This is a genomic window from Streptomyces sp. NPDC086554 (genome assembly GCF_040686095.1).
GTDB lineage: Bacteria > Actinomycetota > Actinomycetes > Streptomycetales > Streptomycetaceae > Streptomyces.
This window is the reverse complement of the sequence record NZ_JBFBJK010000039.1, coordinates 1-13355: the sequence shown is the minus strand read 5'-3', so window position 1 is coordinate 13355 and position 13355 is coordinate 1. Positions and strand designations below refer to the sequence as shown.

General features: G+C 71.6%; 14 protein-coding genes and 1 pseudogene. 10 read left to right on the top strand and 5 right to left on the bottom strand.

All coding sequences use genetic code 11. From position 1 onward, the window contains the following. The first annotated feature begins 21 nt into the window (after positions 1–21). Positions 22–513 (top strand): glutathione peroxidase, encoded by a 492-nt coding sequence (locus AB0O76_RS40205; protein WP_365502018.1) that lies wholly within the window; start codon positions 22–24, stop codon positions 511–513. Between the two features lie 139 nt (positions 514–652). Here the strand turns inward: AB0O76_RS40205 and AB0O76_RS40200 are convergent, their stop codons facing one another. Beyond that, complete coding sequence (locus tag AB0O76_RS40200; protein ID WP_365502016.1) at positions 653–1546, bottom strand: helix-turn-helix transcriptional regulator; 894 nt, start codon at positions 1544–1546, stop codon at positions 653–655. Positions 1547–1642: 96 nt separating this feature from the next. On the opposite strand from AB0O76_RS40200, the gene AB0O76_RS40195 reads away from it, so the two are divergent. After that, a complete protein-coding gene (locus tag AB0O76_RS40195; protein WP_365502014.1) occupies positions 1643–2437 on the top strand; it encodes an NAD(P)H-dependent oxidoreductase in 795 nt (264 codons plus the stop codon). A gap of 21 nt (positions 2438–2458) precedes the next feature. Here AB0O76_RS40195 and AB0O76_RS40190 read toward each other — a convergent pair whose 3' ends face one another. Both AB0O76_RS40190 and AB0O76_RS40185 read right to left on the bottom strand, forming a co-directional pair. Further along, complete coding sequence (locus AB0O76_RS40190) at positions 2459–3286, bottom strand: NAD(P)H-binding protein (protein ID WP_365502012.1); 828 nt, start codon at positions 3284–3286, stop codon at positions 2459–2461. 115 nt (positions 3287–3401) lie between these two features. Next, the gene (locus AB0O76_RS40185) at positions 3402–4064 is read right to left on the bottom strand and encodes a restriction endonuclease (RefSeq protein ID WP_365502010.1); all 663 of its coding nucleotides are present in this window, start codon (positions 4062–4064) and stop codon (positions 3402–3404) included. Positions 4065–4096: 32 nt separating this feature from the next. Here AB0O76_RS40185 and AB0O76_RS40180 point away from each other — a divergent pair. From AB0O76_RS40180 to AB0O76_RS40165, 4 genes and pseudogenes are all read left to right on the top strand, one after another. Next, positions 4097–4351: pseudogene (locus AB0O76_RS40180) on the top strand (hypothetical protein); the annotation flags it as partial. 130 nt (positions 4352–4481) lie between these two features. Beyond that, entirely contained in the window at positions 4482–4931 is a 450-nt protein-coding gene (locus AB0O76_RS40175; protein WP_365502008.1) for a carboxylesterase family protein, read from the top strand. Positions 4932–4960: 29 nt separating this feature from the next. Then, positions 4961–5128 (top strand): hypothetical protein, encoded by a 168-nt coding sequence (locus AB0O76_RS40170; RefSeq protein WP_365502114.1) that lies wholly within the window; start codon positions 4961–4963, stop codon positions 5126–5128. A gap of 109 nt (positions 5129–5237) precedes the next feature. Next, the gene (locus tag AB0O76_RS40165) at positions 5238–6422 is read left to right on the top strand and encodes a serine hydrolase (RefSeq protein ID WP_365502006.1); all 1185 of its coding nucleotides are present in this window, start codon (positions 5238–5240) and stop codon (positions 6420–6422) included. 129 nt (positions 6423–6551) lie between these two features. Here the strand turns inward: AB0O76_RS40165 and AB0O76_RS40160 are convergent, their stop codons facing one another. Both AB0O76_RS40160 and AB0O76_RS40155 read right to left on the bottom strand, forming a co-directional pair. After that, on the bottom strand, positions 6552–7451 hold the full coding sequence (locus tag AB0O76_RS40160; protein ID WP_365502004.1) for a trypsin-like peptidase domain-containing protein: 900 nt from the start codon (positions 7449–7451) through the stop codon (positions 6552–6554). Between the two features lie 112 nt (positions 7452–7563). Then, the gene (locus tag AB0O76_RS40155) at positions 7564–7977 is read right to left on the bottom strand and encodes an SsgA family sporulation/cell division regulator (RefSeq protein WP_365502002.1); all 414 of its coding nucleotides are present in this window, start codon (positions 7975–7977) and stop codon (positions 7564–7566) included. Positions 7978–8186: 209 nt separating this feature from the next. On the opposite strand from AB0O76_RS40155, the gene AB0O76_RS40150 reads away from it, so the two are divergent. The 4 genes from AB0O76_RS40150 (at position 8187) to AB0O76_RS40135 (ending at position 13254) form a co-directional block, all read left to right on the top strand. Continuing rightward, positions 8187–9716: a sigma-70 family RNA polymerase sigma factor gene (locus AB0O76_RS40150; protein WP_365502000.1), complete on the top strand. Its 1530-nt coding sequence runs from the start codon at positions 8187–8189 to the stop codon at positions 9714–9716. Positions 9717–9833: 117 nt separating this feature from the next. Beyond that, on the top strand, positions 9834–11378 hold the full coding sequence (locus tag AB0O76_RS40145; protein WP_365501998.1) for an ATP-dependent DNA ligase: 1545 nt from the start codon (positions 9834–9836) through the stop codon (positions 11376–11378). Positions 11379–11495: 117 nt separating this feature from the next. Further along, positions 11496–11981: a TrkA C-terminal domain-containing protein gene (locus AB0O76_RS40140; protein WP_365501996.1), complete on the top strand. Its 486-nt coding sequence runs from the start codon at positions 11496–11498 to the stop codon at positions 11979–11981. Between the two features lie 4 nt (positions 11982–11985). Continuing rightward, positions 11986–13254, top strand: coding sequence for a cation:proton antiporter (locus AB0O76_RS40135; protein WP_365501994.1), 1269 nt, complete (start codon positions 11986–11988; stop codon positions 13252–13254). The last annotated feature ends 101 nt before the right edge of the window (positions 13255–13355 follow it).

Below are 13355 nucleotides of genomic sequence, written 5' to 3'. Positions count from 1 at the left end.
CCTGAGCGTAGGCTCCGAATCATGTCTGTCTACGAAAATGCCGAGATCGCCGCCCTCCAGGGCGGCCCCGCGAACCTGGACCAGCACCTGGGCAAGGCGGTCCTGATCGTCAACGTCGCCTCCAAGTGCGGGCTGACCCCGCAGTACGCGGGCCTGGAGCGACTCCACGCGCAGTACGCCGCCCGCGGCTTCACCGTCCCTGGCGTCCCCTGCAACCAGTTCATGGGCCAGGAGCCCGGTACGTCGGAGGAGATCGCCGAGTTCTGCTCGGCGACGTACGGCGTGACCTTCCCGCTGACCGAGAAGGTCGACGTCAACGGCGATGCCCGGCACCCGCTGTACGACAACCTCGTGGGCACCGCGGACTCCGAGGGGCACAGCGGTGACATCCGCTGGAACTTCGAGAAGTTCGTGATCGACGCGAAGGGATCGGTCGTCGCCCGCTTCTCCCCGCAGACCGAGCCTGACGCTCCCGAGGTCATCGCCGCGATCGAGGCGAACCTGCCGAAGTAGTCGGCGAACGCGGCCGTCTGCCCTGCTGTGCGGCAAGGCAGACGGCTCGCGTCAGCTGTCCAGAGATCAGAGTCGGTGCAGGCAACGTGGTGCTCTAGCCGACCGCAGGCGGGGGCATCGGGTTTTCCGCGGGCCCTGTTCAGTGCACGGCAGCCGTCTCCGACACCCGGGCGAGGGCAGCCGCTTCCGCGCTGTCCTCGTCGGCGCTGAACACATGCACCACCAGGCCCGTCTCGCCGGGTGCCGCCGGTACGTGCAGGGTCTCGAAGTTCAGGGTGAGCAGCCCGGCGGCCGGGTGCCGCAGGCGTTTGCGGCCCGCCGCGCACATCACGACCTCGCCGCTGTCCCAGATCCGCCGGAACTCGCCGCTGGCCGTGGTCAGTTCGGTGATGAGCGCGGCCAGTTCCGTGTCCTGCGGGTAGCGACCCGCGGCGACGCGCAGCTGGCCCACCGCCTCCGCCGCCCTGTCCTCCCACTCGGGGTGTACGAGACGGGATGCGGGGTCGAGGAAGAGGAATCTGGCGTTGTTCCGGTCGCGGCCGGCCGGGTCGGCGAGGCCGCCGATCAGTTCGGCGCCCAGAGGGTTCCAGGCCACCACGTCGAGGCGGTGGTCGGTCGCGAAGGCGGGGAAGTCGCCCAGGGCGTCCAGGATCCGTCGCAGCAGGGGGCTGACCCCGGCCGTGGGCGCGGGCTCGCGACGGGCGGCGGCCAGTGTGGTGAGGTGCGCGCGCTCCGCCGCGTCGAGGCCGAGCGCCCCGGCGAGCGCGTCGAGCACCTCGGGGGACGGCTGTGTGGCCCGGCCCTGTTCGAGGCGTACGTAATAGTCCACGCTGATCCCGGCCAACTGGGCCAGTTCCTCACGGCGGAGGCCGCGCACCCGGCGGCGCCGACCGCCGGTGAGCCCCACGTGCTCCGGCGTCACGCGCCCCCGGCGGGCACGCAGAAAGCCGCCGAGGCCCCGATCCGTGTCGCCGGTCCCGCCGCTGGTGCCACCCATGTTGTCCACGCCGTCCATGCTCTTCACCCCGTTCATGCGCCCAGTATGCGTGGCCCTGGCAGTACCAGGATCGGTGTTCCGACGTCGAACAGGGTGCTGGCTGACCGGAGCGCGCCCGGAGATCGTGGCGGCATGAACGCAACCACGCCGCCCCGCCCGAAGAAGATCCTCGTCGTCAGCGCCCACCCCGAACCCCTTTCCCTCAACGCCTCCCTGGCCGCCTTCGCGGTCGACGAACTGCGCGCGGCGGGGCACGAGGTGCGGGTCTCCGACCTGTACGCGATGAAGTGGAAGGCGACGGTGGACGCCGACGACTTCCCCGGTCACACCGGGGATCAGCGCCTGCATGTGATGGCCGCCTCCGAGCGGGACACGCTCGCCGATCGTCTTGCGTCCGACATCGCGGTGGAGCAGGAGAAGGTGCGCTGGTCGGACGCGGTGATCCTGCAGTACCCGCTGTGGTGGTTCTCGGCGCCCGCGATCCTGAAGGGCTGGATCGACCGGGTGTTCACCAGCGGGTTCGGCTACGGCCCCGCGGTCCCGCCGCCCTACAGCGAGGGCATCCTGGCGGGGCGGCGTGCGCTGGTGTCGGTGACGATCGGCGCCCGTGAGTCGTCGTTCTCCGACCGGGGGATCCATGGCCGTCTCGCGGACGTCCTGTATCCCGTGCAGCACGGTCTCTTCTGGTTCACCGGCATGGCGCCGCTGGAACCGTTCGCGGTGTACCACGCGAACGAGCTGCCCGATGAGCGGTTCGCGGCGGCGAAGCGGGAGTACGGGCGCCGGCTCGGCGGTCTCTTCACCGACGAGCCGGTCCCGTTCCGTTCACTCGTCGGCGGCGACTACGACCACGACATGCGGCTGCTGCCGGGCGTCGAGACGCCGGGGACGAACGGCCTCGATCTCCATGTCCGGCCGCGCGGCTGATCAAGTCACCGCTGTGTGCCGCTACTTGAAGGCGGCGGCGTTCCGTGCCGCCCACTCGGCGAAGGGGCGGGGCGGGCGGCCGATGACCCGCTCGGCGTCGGGGCTCACCCGCTGTTCGTCGGGCGACGGTGAGCCCAGGATGGCGAGGGTGGCCTCCACCACCTGCTCGGGCATGAAGGCCGGCATCTGCGCCCGGGCCTCCGCCTCGCTCTGCTCCACGAACCGCACCGGCTCGCCGATCGCGTCCCCGATCGCCGCGGCCTGCCGCCTCGGCGAGACCGGCGCAGGACCCGTCAGGACGTAGGTGGCGCCGCCGTGCCCGGCCTCCCGCAGCGTGACGTCGGCGACCGCCGCGATGTCGTCCGGGTCGATCACCGGCAGGGCGACATCGCCGAACGGCGCGGCGACCGTACGGCTCGTGCGGACCGCGTCGGCCCAGAGGAACGCGTTGGAGGCGAAGCCGCCGGGTCGCAGCACCGTCCATTCCAGGCCCGATCGCTTGACGGCCTCCTCGTACGCAGGTGGGTGGCGCAGTGTTCCGACGCCTTGGGAAGAGAGCAGCACAACCCGACGTACGCCGCCTGCCCGCGCGGCGTCGAGGACGCCGTGCACATCGCCGCCGGCCTGCGCGAAGTCTCCGGACGTCAGCAGGAACAGGGCGTCGGCCCCGTCGAGTGCGGGCCTGAGCCGCTGCGGATCGGCCACGTCGGCCCGCAGGTGCCGCACTCCCGCCGGGACGTCGGTCTCCGACACCGCGCGCGAGACGGCCGTGACCTGCTCTCCTGCCGCGACGAGTGCCTGCACAAGTGGCCGTCCCACGTTGCCCGTTGCTCCGGTCACCACGATCATGTTCGCTCCCCATGCCTTGTTCTCTGTTCTCTGTGGACACGAAGGAAGCTATCGGCGCCGGGACATTAGGCACCTAGGGGAAAGTAATGGGGAACCGCCCCGATTGTGACCGTCCTCACAGGTGCCGGCTGTCGCCCTGCCCCGCGGCGCTGACGTCGAGGAGCGACTCCAGCGGGGTTCCGCTGTTCCACAGGCCCAGATGGTCGCGGTGCACGGTGACGATGGAGTGCGTCGCCGCGAACGTCGCGGAGGGACGGCTGAACCGTGTGGTCGTCACGAAGATCGCCACATCGGCCCCGAAGTGCACGCGGGAGCCCAGGAGATCGCGCAGTTCACGGCTTGCGATCGTGCCGCTCGGGGCGTACCGCTTGCACTGGACGACCATGCTCCGGCCGTCCGGCAGCCGCCCGATCACATCGGCGCCCTGGTCGCCGGCGCCGCCCACCCGGCGCACCTCGGTGCAGCCGTCCCTGCGGCACAGCCCCGCGACATGCTCCTCGAAGGCGGTGCCGGTCATGGCGTCCACATCCGCGAGGGTCCGGTACCCCGCCCGTACCGCCTCCTGTCCGCGCCACTCGCGATCCCGTCCGCGCGCCATGCGGTCCGTGCGCCACAGCCACCACGCCACGGATCCGAGGCCGCCGACGAGCAACACCGCGGCCGCGTAGGGCCAGACGACCGACCAGAACACCACCACCAGGAGCAGCAGGGCGGTGACCAGGGCACCCGCCTCGCGCCGTTTGCTCTCCGCCGTACGCCGTCCCCGTCGAGCGGCCATCGGTACCCCCTCCGCCGTCCTTGCCAAGGAGTGTGGGCAGGGAGGGCGGGTTCGGGAAGGGCGGACGTTCGGCCACTGGCCGAAGCCGCGCCTCAGACCTCGTCGAGGGTGGTGCCGGCGCCACCCCACGGCAGGTGGCTGCCCGGCTGCTCGCGCGATCCCCAAATCCATACGCTCGTCTACGGACCGACGATGCCGTACGGACTCCCGATGTCGTACGGACCGGCAAAGGCATCGTTCGCGGCACGGTGACCGACACGGTGCGTACCTTCGAAGGGATTCCGTACGCCGCCCCGCCCACCGGCGAGCGACGCTGGGCCCCCACCGCGCCCGCGGGCCGCTTCTCCGACAATGAGGACTGCCTCTTCGTGAACGTCACGACACCGCGCTCGGCGTCTCGCCGCCCGGGGCGACGTGATGACGGTCAACTACCGCCTGGGCGCCCTGGGTTACCTCGCCCACCCCGATCTGGAGAAGTACGGCAAGCATCGCGGCGAGTCCGGCAACTACGGATTCCTCGACCAGCAGGCGGCCCTGCGCTGGGTGCAGCGCAACGCCGGTGCCTTCGGCGGCGACCCGGACGCGACGATCGAGGAGGCCGACTACCGTGCCCGCATAGAGGAGGAGTACGGCAAGCGGAAGGCGGCCGCCATCGCGAAGCGCTACCCCGTCAGCGCGTACGTCGACACACCGGCCCTCGCCCTCGCGGCGGCCCTGACCGACGCCAACTGGGCCCGGCCCGGCATCGACACCGGTCGACCCCCTGGTACGCGGACCCGACGTACCCGAAGCCCGGCTTCCCTGCCGGGGCCGGGCACCTGTTCGAGCTCCCCTACCTCTTCGAGCTCGACGATTTCGAGCGGCTGACGCCGGCCCAGCGGGACCTGTCCGACGCGATGATCCGCATCTGGACGGACTTCGCACGCGAGGGCAGGGCGGACTGGAAGCCGACCACCCCGACGGCGGTCAACGCCAAGGCCCTCGCCTCGGGGCCCGGCGGCATCCGCCCGGTGGACTTCGCCAAGGACCACCGGTACGCCTTCTGGAAGTCGCTGAGCCGATAGCCGCACGCGCTGCCGTGCGGACCCGTCCGGCAGCGTCCCTCACCCCCCGATACATCCAGCCGGACCAAGCTGACCTGCGAACTTCCGGCCGTGCTCCTACGGTGGCTGAATGGCCATCAGGTACCTTCCGCGCTCCTCATCCGTCCGCACCGCGGCCCTCACGATCGTTGCTCTGGTCCTCCTGCCCACACCCTTCGCGGCGGCCGCCCCGGCCGAGCCCGCACCGCCCAAGCCGGTACCCGCGTACTCCTCGACCCTGCTCGACCGGCCCGGCACCCACGCCAAGCCGGGCGCCCGCGCCCCGGCGCTGCCGGCCGATATCTCGGCGCTGTCCTGGCTGGTGGCCGACGCCCGTACGGGCGAAGTGCTCGCCGCGCACAACGCCCACCGCCAACTGCCGCCCGCCTCCACCCTGAAGTCCCTCTTCGCCCTGACGGCCCTGCCCCACCTGGACGCCGCCGCCAGCCACAAGGTCTCCGGGAGCGAGCTCTCCGGCGTCGGTGACGGCAGCAGCCTGGTGGGCGTCGAGGCGGGCCGCAGCTACCGCGTATCCGATCTGTGGCGGGGCGTCTTCCTCAGCTCCGGCAACGACGCCGTTCACGTGCTCGCCAAGCTGAACGGCGGCTGGCAGCAGACCGTCCTTCAGATGCGCGCCAAGGCCCGCGCCCTGGGCGCCCGCGACACCCATGTGGTCTCCCCCGACGGCTACGACGCAGCGGGGCAGGTCTCATCGGCGTTCGACCTTGCGGTCTTCGGCCGGGCGGGACTCGCGGATCCCGAGTTCGCCCGCTACTGCGCGACGGCGGTCGCGCGGTTCCCCCATGGCAACTGGTCCTACCCGATCATGAACACCAACCGCCTGCTGACCGGCGCGGACGGCGTGGCACGCTACCCCGGCCTCATCGGCATCAAGAACGGCTACACCAGCCATGCCGGCCACACCCTGATCAGCGCGGCACAGCGCGGCAACCGCACCCTGGTCGTCTCCGTGATGAACCCTCAGGAAGGTGGCGGACACGCCGTGTACGAAGAGGCGCGGTCGCTGCTCGACTGGGGCTTCAAGGCAGCGGGGCGCGTACAGCCGGTGGGTTCACTGCTGCCCCAGAGCGAGCTGTCGCGCACCGCGCAGCGTCCGGCCCCCACCGGGCAGGACGCGCTGGGCCTGCAGTCCGACGACTCGGACTGGACCGCGATCCTCCTGGTCGGCGCGGGTTCGGCGATCCTGCTTGCGGGTGCGGTGGTGGTGATCCGGCGGCGTGCGGCCCGCCTCTACCGCTCCTCCGGGCGCCAGTAGCCGAGCGCGTGCACACGGCAGTACGGCCTTGACCGCGTCGACCAGATGGGCGCCGCCGCCGTCCGTCAGGTGCAGGCGCCGTTCCCCTCCCCTGAGCGGCCCGAAGCCGTCAATAACCCTCGGCACGGATCACAACCCCTGTGCCCGCTTGTGGAGTTCACCCGCGGTCGCGCCCAGGACCTCGCCCTCCATGGCCGAAGCGCCCTCCGCCGCGTCACCGAAGCTGTTGACGGACACCAGCTTGCCCCGGCCCGACTTCTCATCGAAGTCGGCCAGCCAGGGCCCGCCACTCGACCCGCCTTCCATCGGGCAGCGCACGCTCTGCTTGTCCTGGGGCGCGGCCTTCGTGGTGCCCGCGCAGTACATCAGCCGCTCGCCGCGCTGCTCCTGGCTGTCGGGATAGCCGAAGACGGTCACTTTGCCGCCCGGCTTGCGGTCGACGGCGACGGCCTGCCCGCCGACCGTGTCGGTCAGCGACTTGCCCTTCCGCTCGTCCACCACGACGACAGCGACGTCGTTCTTGGCGTCGCGCTCCCAGCTGCGCGGCATCGCGAACGCCCGCACCGCGAACGTCCCGTACGGGCGCTTGCCTTCGCCGTATCCCGGCACGAAGACCATGTTGCTGTAGTGGTTCCCCGGGGATGCGGGCAGCTGCACGCAGTGCCCGGCGGTCATCACCGCGGAATGGTTGCGGCTCCTGACCGCGGTGGCGGTGCAGTAGGAATCCTGGCCCTGCTCGTTGGTGAAGAAGAGCCGTCCGACCGTCTTCACGGCCGGGCCGTTCCAAGGCTTGACGGACGCGGCGTCGTGCCCGAGGGCGGCACCGGCGACGACCTTGCGCATCCGGTCCGCGGTCCAGTACCCGAGGGTCTCGCGGCGCTCTTCCGCAGTGAACCTCACCGTGGTGATCGCCGCCTCGCCGCTCGCCGCGATGCCGACCGCAGTGTCGGCCGCGGTGTCGGCCGTGTTCCCGGCAACGACCGCCAGGACGGAAGCGACGGCCAGCGCGGGCGCAGCCATCCGATACATGCCTTCCACCTCCGCACGCAGAATGCGGAACTCGTCGGCTTGGGACCCACCCCGGATACGACGGTATGCGAGGGCCGGACGATCCGCCCGTCGAGTCCGGTGGGCCCGGCGGTCATACCCCGCCCAGCAGGCGCGCGAGGTTCCGGTCCAGGTCGAGGCCGGTCGCCTCGCTCCCCGCGCCGACGACGGCGTACGAGCGCAGCAGGAATCGCTGCAGCACGGCGCGGTCGAACTGCACCAGGGCCAGGCCCTGCGGCGCGTGGAACTCGAGGACCGTCCGTGCACGACCACACGGCCAGATGTGCACGTCACCGCTGCCCGCCGGGGCGCGAAGCCCCTCCTCCAGGAGTTGACGGGCGAAGATCCAGGTGACCTCCGCGCCGTCGAGGGAGGCTTCGGACGGGAAGGTGATCTGGGCGGCCAGGGGGTCGGCCGACGAGTACCGGAGGGTGACGGACAAGGGTCGCTCACGCCCCTCCGGGGTGATCAGGCGGGCGCGGGCGGGCTGCTCCAGGGTGACGGCCATGATCGGCTCCTCTTTCTCGTAAGGCTTCCGCTGCGCGGGGTCTGGTTCCTTCCGTGCCTGTACGAGTCCGCGGCGAGGGTGCGCATTACGGCGACACGCCAGGAGTTCGTGTGACCTACGCCACTCCTGCACCACAAGTCAGACATATCTGACCTAGGCTTTCGAACTCGTCCGAATCCCCCGCAGTGGAAACGGGAGAGTGCCCTGCCATGTCCGACGTCCCTGCCGAGGCCCCCGCCGACGGACCGGTGACCGTGCCCGCCACGGCCGCCTACGCCCGCCTCTACCGGGAGGAACAGCCGCGTCTCGTCGCCTACGCCCGCTCGCTGACCGGCAACGCCTGGATCGCCGACGACCTCGTCGCCGAGGCGCATTTCCGCGTCTGGCGGCGGCTTTCGGCCGGGCACGAGATCGAGAACGTACCGGCGTATCTCATGACGACCGTGCGGCACCTCGCGGCGGCGGTGGGGCGCGGTGCGGCGCGCGAGACGCCACGTGACCCGCGGACCGTCGAGTCCGCGGAGCGGGTCGACGTGCACAGCGACGGCGGGGACGATCCGGGCGACCGGGTCTCCTCCGTGGACCTGCTCGGCCGGGTCCTCGGACAGCTGCCCGAGCGCTGGGTGAAGGCGCTGTGGCTCGCGGAGGCGGAGGGCCAGCCGCTGGAGGCGGTCGGGCGCCGGATCGGGGCCGGGCAGGGCGCGACCGCGGTGCTTCTGCACCGGGCGCGCGAAGGGATGCGGCAGGCTTTCCTGCGCGCTCATCCCGGTACGCCGGAGGATCCCGCTTGCGAACAGCACTGGGACCGCATACCCGGCCACATACGCGGCGAGGCCTCGGCCCGGCAGTCCGAGCGCCTCCTTGCCCACCTCGACGGCTGCGCCGACTGCCGGGCCAGGCTCGCACTGCTCGCCCGCGCCAACGACCGGCTGCCGGCGCTGGTCGGACCGGCGCTGCTGATCTTCGTTCTGGGCGGCGCGGGCAAGTTCCTCGTGCCGCTGGCCGCGGGGTCGGCCGGGGCAGCCGGGGCGGCTTCGGCACCCGGCGGCCACGGTGGCCTCCTGCACGGCGTACGTCACGTCCTCACCGGCGGCGGAAAGATCCCGGCCGCCGCGGTCGGCGTCGTCGGCGCTTCGGTGGCGGGGGCGGCCGTGGCGGCAGGGCTCGTGCTCGGCGGTTCCGGCAGCACGGCACCGCCGCAGCGGGCCACCGCGGTGGAGAGCAAGGCGGCCCAGCCACCGGCCGCGGAGGCACCGGTGCCGCAACCACGCAGCGAGGACCGCTCTGCGCCGCCTCCGGCCGAGCAGCCACCGCCCGCTCCTCCGGCCTCCCCAGCGGAACAGCAAGCACCGGCGCCTGAGGACGCACCCGCCAAGCAGGACGCGCCTACCGGGCCGGACGCACCGACTGAGCAGCAGGCACCCCCGCCCCAGCCCCAGCCACAACAGGCGGAGCCGGAAGCCCCGGCGCCCTCGGCCCCGGCAGACCCGCCCGCACCGCCGACACCCGCTGAACCGACCGAACCGGCGCCCCCCACGGAACCAACCGCCCCGGTCACTCCAACCCCTCCACCCCCTACGCCGACACCTACTCCAACTCCGACCCCCACACCGCCCCCGGTGGACCCAACTCCCCCCGTACCGACGCCAGTCGACCCGACGCCCGTCGACCCAACCCCTCCCCCGGAGCCGGTCTGCGAGCCCTGGATAGGACCGATCCACGTCTGCCACACCCCATGAGGTGAGGGCGACCGCCGGTCACCCGAGGTCGAACAGCACCCAGCGTTGGACACCACCCCCGCCGCCACCCGGCGGAAAAGATGTCAGGAACGGGCCCGACCGGGGAAAGGGAGACACATGCTCCTGGCCCGGCTAGCCCACGTGTCCCATTCAGTCGCCACGACCTCCGCCCGCTCGGGGAAGATCGCCCTCCTGGCCGATCTCTTCCGGGCCGCGCAGCCGGACGACGTCCCGGTCGTGATCCCGTATCTGGCGGGGCGGCTTCCGCAGGGGCGCATCGGGATCGGGTGGAATCTGCTCAAGGACCCTGTCGAGCCCGCATCCGAACCCACCCTGACCGTCCGGGGCACGGATGCCGCCCTCACCGCCATCGGTGCCGTCACCGGCACCGGCTCCCAGGCCGAACGCAAGCGCCTCGTCAGGGAGTTGATGGGCCAGGCCACCGGCGAGGAGCAGCGGTTCCTGTTCGGGCTCCTGACCGGTGAGGTCCGGCAGGGTGCCCTTGACGCCATCGCCGTGGAAGGGCTCGCGCGGGCCACGGAGGTTCCGGCCGCCGCGGTGCGCCGTGCCGTGATGCTCGCCGGGGCGGTGAGCCCCGTCGCGCAGGCGCTCCTCGCTCGCGGTCCTGCCGCCCTTGACGCGTTCCGGCTCAGCGTCGGGCGGCCCGTCCTGCCCATGCTCGCGCACGGCGCCACCTCCGTGGGCGAAGGCATCGACAAGCTGGGACCGTGTGCGGTCGAGGAGAAGCTGGACGGCATCCGTGTGCAGGTGCACCGCGACCGGGACGACGTACGTGTTTACACCCGCACCCTCGACGACATCACCGATCGACTTCCCGAACTCGCTGCTGCCGTAATGGAGTTGAACGGCGAGCGGTTCATTCTCGATGGTGAGGTCATCGCCCTCGGCGGCGACGGGAGGCCCCGGCCCTTCCAGGAGGTCGCGGGCCGCGTCGGATCGCGCGTCGACGTGGCCACCGCGGCCGCCGAGCTGCCGCTCTCCCCCGTCTTCTTCGACGCCCTGTACGCCGACGGGCTCGACCTGCTCGATCTGCCCTTCACCGAGCGGCACGCCCGCCTGGCCCGGCTCGTCCCGGAACCGATGCGGGTGCGCCGCGCCGTCGTGGACGAGCCGGAGAGCGAGGCCCAACGGCGGGACGCCGAAGCCTTCTTCGCCGACACCCTGCGGCGCGGCCACGAAGGCGTCGTGCTCAAAGCGCTCGACTCCCCCTACAACGCAGGCCGTCGCGGCACCAGCTGGCTGAAGGTCAAACCCGTGCACACGCTGGACCTCGTGGTCCTGGCCGCCGAGTGGGGGCACGGGCGGCGGACCGGCAAGCTCTCCAACCTGCACCTCGGCGCACGGCGCGCCGACGGGACGTACGCCATGCTCGGGAAGACCTTCAAGGGCATGACCGACGCGATGCTGGCCTGGCAGACGGAGCGGCTGCGTGAGCTCGCCGTCAGCGACGACGGATTCCTCGTGACCGTACGTCCCGAACTCGTCGTCGAGATCGCCTACGACGGGCTGCAGAAGTCCACCCGCTACCCGGCCGGCGTCACCCTCCGCTTCGCCCGGGTCGTGCGCTACCGCGAGGACAAGTCGCCCGCCGATGCCGATTCGGTCGAAACGGTGCTGGCAGAACGTCAGCCGGAGCCGTAGCCCCTTTAGTCCTGGAGCGGTGCGGCTACCACCAAGTTCAGGCAAAGATCAGCCCGATAGGGTGACCTTAACGCTTTATTGACGCCCATTCGCATCAGCAGCATGAGGGGGAGAGCTGTGCCCGCATCACGCCTGAGCCGGACGCCACTTCCAGGCATCGGCATCCGGTACGACCTGACCACCCGAGAACAGCGGCAGATCTCGGTGGTCGCGCACCGGGACGGCGCGCGCACCCTCAGCGCCTACCGTGCGGACGACCCCGACGCTTGCGCGCTCTCGCTGCGGCTGAGTTCCGGTGAGGCGGCCGCACTGATCGACGCGCTGATGCCCTCGCACCACAGCCCGAATCTCCTGCACACCACCGATCTGGGCCTGGTCGCCGAGCGCATCGAGATCGCGGGCGCCTCGCACTGGAACGGGCGGCTGCTCGGCGAGACCCAGATGCGCACCGAGACCGGTGCCTCCATCGTGGCGGTGCTGCGCAGGGCCGAGGCCATCCCCTCGCCCGCACCGGACTTCCGTCTCTCGGGCGGGGACACCCTCATCGTGATCGGCACCCGCGAAGGTGTCGAGAGCGCCGCGACGATACTCGGGCGGGAGTGATTCGATGCATTCGGCTGTCTTCCTGATCGAGTTCGGCGCGATCATCCTGGCCCTCGGACTGCTCGGCAGGTTCGCCGGGCGGTTCCGTTTCTCCCCCATCCCCCTCTATCTGCTCGCGGGGCTCGCGTTCGGTGAGGGCGGGCTGCTTCCGCTGGGCGCCAGCGAGGAGTTCGTCGCGATCGGCGCCGAGATCGGCGTCATCCTGCTGTTGCTGATGCTGGGGCTCGAGTACACCGCGAGCGATCTGGTCAGCAATCTCAAGACCCAGTACCCGGCCGGTCTTGTCGACATGGGGCTCAACGCCGTGCCGGGCGCGATCGCCGCCCTGCTCATGGGGTGGGGGCCGGTGGCCGCCGTCGTCCTTGCGGGCGTCACCTGGATCTCCTCGTCCGGCGTCATCGCGAAGGTGCTCGGCGACCTGGGCCGCCTCGGCAACCGCGAGACCCCCGTCATCCTCAGCATCCTGGTCCTCGAAGACCTGGCGATGGCCGTGTATCTGCCCATCATCACCGCCCTGTTGGCCGGTGTCGGCTGGGCCGCGGGCAGTCTCACCCTCGCCATCGCGCTCGGCGCCGCCGGTCTGGTGCTGTTCCTGGCCGTGCGCTACGGCCGCGTGATCTCGCGCTTCGTGTCGAGCGACGACCCCGAGAAGCTGCTCCTTGTCGTGCTCGGACTGACCATCCTGGTCGCCGGGATCGCACAGCAGCTCCAGGTCTCGGCCGCCGTGGGCGCCTTCCTGGTCGGCATCGCGCTGTCCGGCGAGGTCGCCGAGGGGGCGCACAGTCTCCTGGCGCCGCTGCGGGACCTGTTCGCCACCGTGTTCTTCGTCTTCTTCGGTCTGCACACCGATCCGGCGAGCATTCCCCCGGTGCTGCTTCCCGCGCTCGCCCTCGCGGTCGTGACGGCCTGCACGAAGATCGCCACGGGGTACTGGGCCGCCCGCCGCGCCAAGATCTCCGTCAAGGGACGGTGGCGGGCGGGCGGTGCGCTTGTGGCGCGCGGCGAGTTCTCCATCGTCATCGCGGGGCTCGCCGTCACCGCGGGCATCGAGCCGTCACTCGGCCCGCTGGCCACGGCGTACGTCCTGATCCTCGTGATCGTCGGCCCGCTCACCGCGCGCTTCGCGGAGCCGGTGGCCGCGCGGGTGAGCGGTGTCGTCTCGCGCCGCCGAGAGGCCGCGGCCGCGGTGGCCCTGCCGTCGCCCCGGGAGCCGGAGCAGCCGACGTCGGCGGAGGAGTCGCTCGACGGGCAGGGCACGGGCGGCCGGTCCTGACGCCCGCCTTCGGGGGGCGCCGGCTACCCCGCCCTGCTCAGGAACCACGTGCTGCACCCGCTCGGGCTCGCCGAAACCACCCTGGGCCCCGGGGCCACCGG

Bases quoted from the DNA above. Each gene is read 5' to 3' on its own strand.
- AB0O76_RS40205 (WP_365502018.1), top strand. From the start codon at position 22: ATGTCTGTCTACGAAAATGCCGAGATCGCCGCCCTCCAGGGCGGCCCC.
- AB0O76_RS40200 (WP_365502016.1), bottom strand. From the start codon at position 1,546: ATGAACGGGGTGAAGAGCATGGACGGCGTGGACAACATGGGTGGCACC.
- AB0O76_RS40195 (WP_365502014.1), top strand. From the start codon at position 1,643: ATGAACGCAACCACGCCGCCCCGCCCGAAGAAGATCCTCGTCGTCAGC.
- AB0O76_RS40190 (WP_365502012.1), bottom strand. From the start codon at position 3,286: ATGATCGTGGTGACCGGAGCAACGGGCAACGTGGGACGGCCACTTGTG.
- AB0O76_RS40185 (WP_365502010.1), bottom strand. From the start codon at position 4,064: ATGGCCGCTCGACGGGGACGGCGTACGGCGGAGAGCAAACGGCGCGAG.
- AB0O76_RS40175 (WP_365502008.1), top strand. From the start codon at position 4,482: ATGACGGTCAACTACCGCCTGGGCGCCCTGGGTTACCTCGCCCACCCC.
- AB0O76_RS40170 (WP_365502114.1), top strand. From the start codon at position 4,961: ATGATCCGCATCTGGACGGACTTCGCACGCGAGGGCAGGGCGGACTGG.
- AB0O76_RS40165 (WP_365502006.1), top strand. From the start codon at position 5,238: ATGGCCATCAGGTACCTTCCGCGCTCCTCATCCGTCCGCACCGCGGCC.
- AB0O76_RS40160 (WP_365502004.1), bottom strand. From the start codon at position 7,451: ATGTATCGGATGGCTGCGCCCGCGCTGGCCGTCGCTTCCGTCCTGGCG.
- AB0O76_RS40155 (WP_365502002.1), bottom strand. From the start codon at position 7,977: ATGGCCGTCACCCTGGAGCAGCCCGCCCGCGCCCGCCTGATCACCCCG.
- AB0O76_RS40150 (WP_365502000.1), top strand. From the start codon at position 8,187: ATGTCCGACGTCCCTGCCGAGGCCCCCGCCGACGGACCGGTGACCGTG.
- AB0O76_RS40145 (WP_365501998.1), top strand. From the start codon at position 9,834: ATGCTCCTGGCCCGGCTAGCCCACGTGTCCCATTCAGTCGCCACGACC.
- AB0O76_RS40135 (WP_365501994.1), top strand. From the start codon at position 11,986: ATGCATTCGGCTGTCTTCCTGATCGAGTTCGGCGCGATCATCCTGGCC.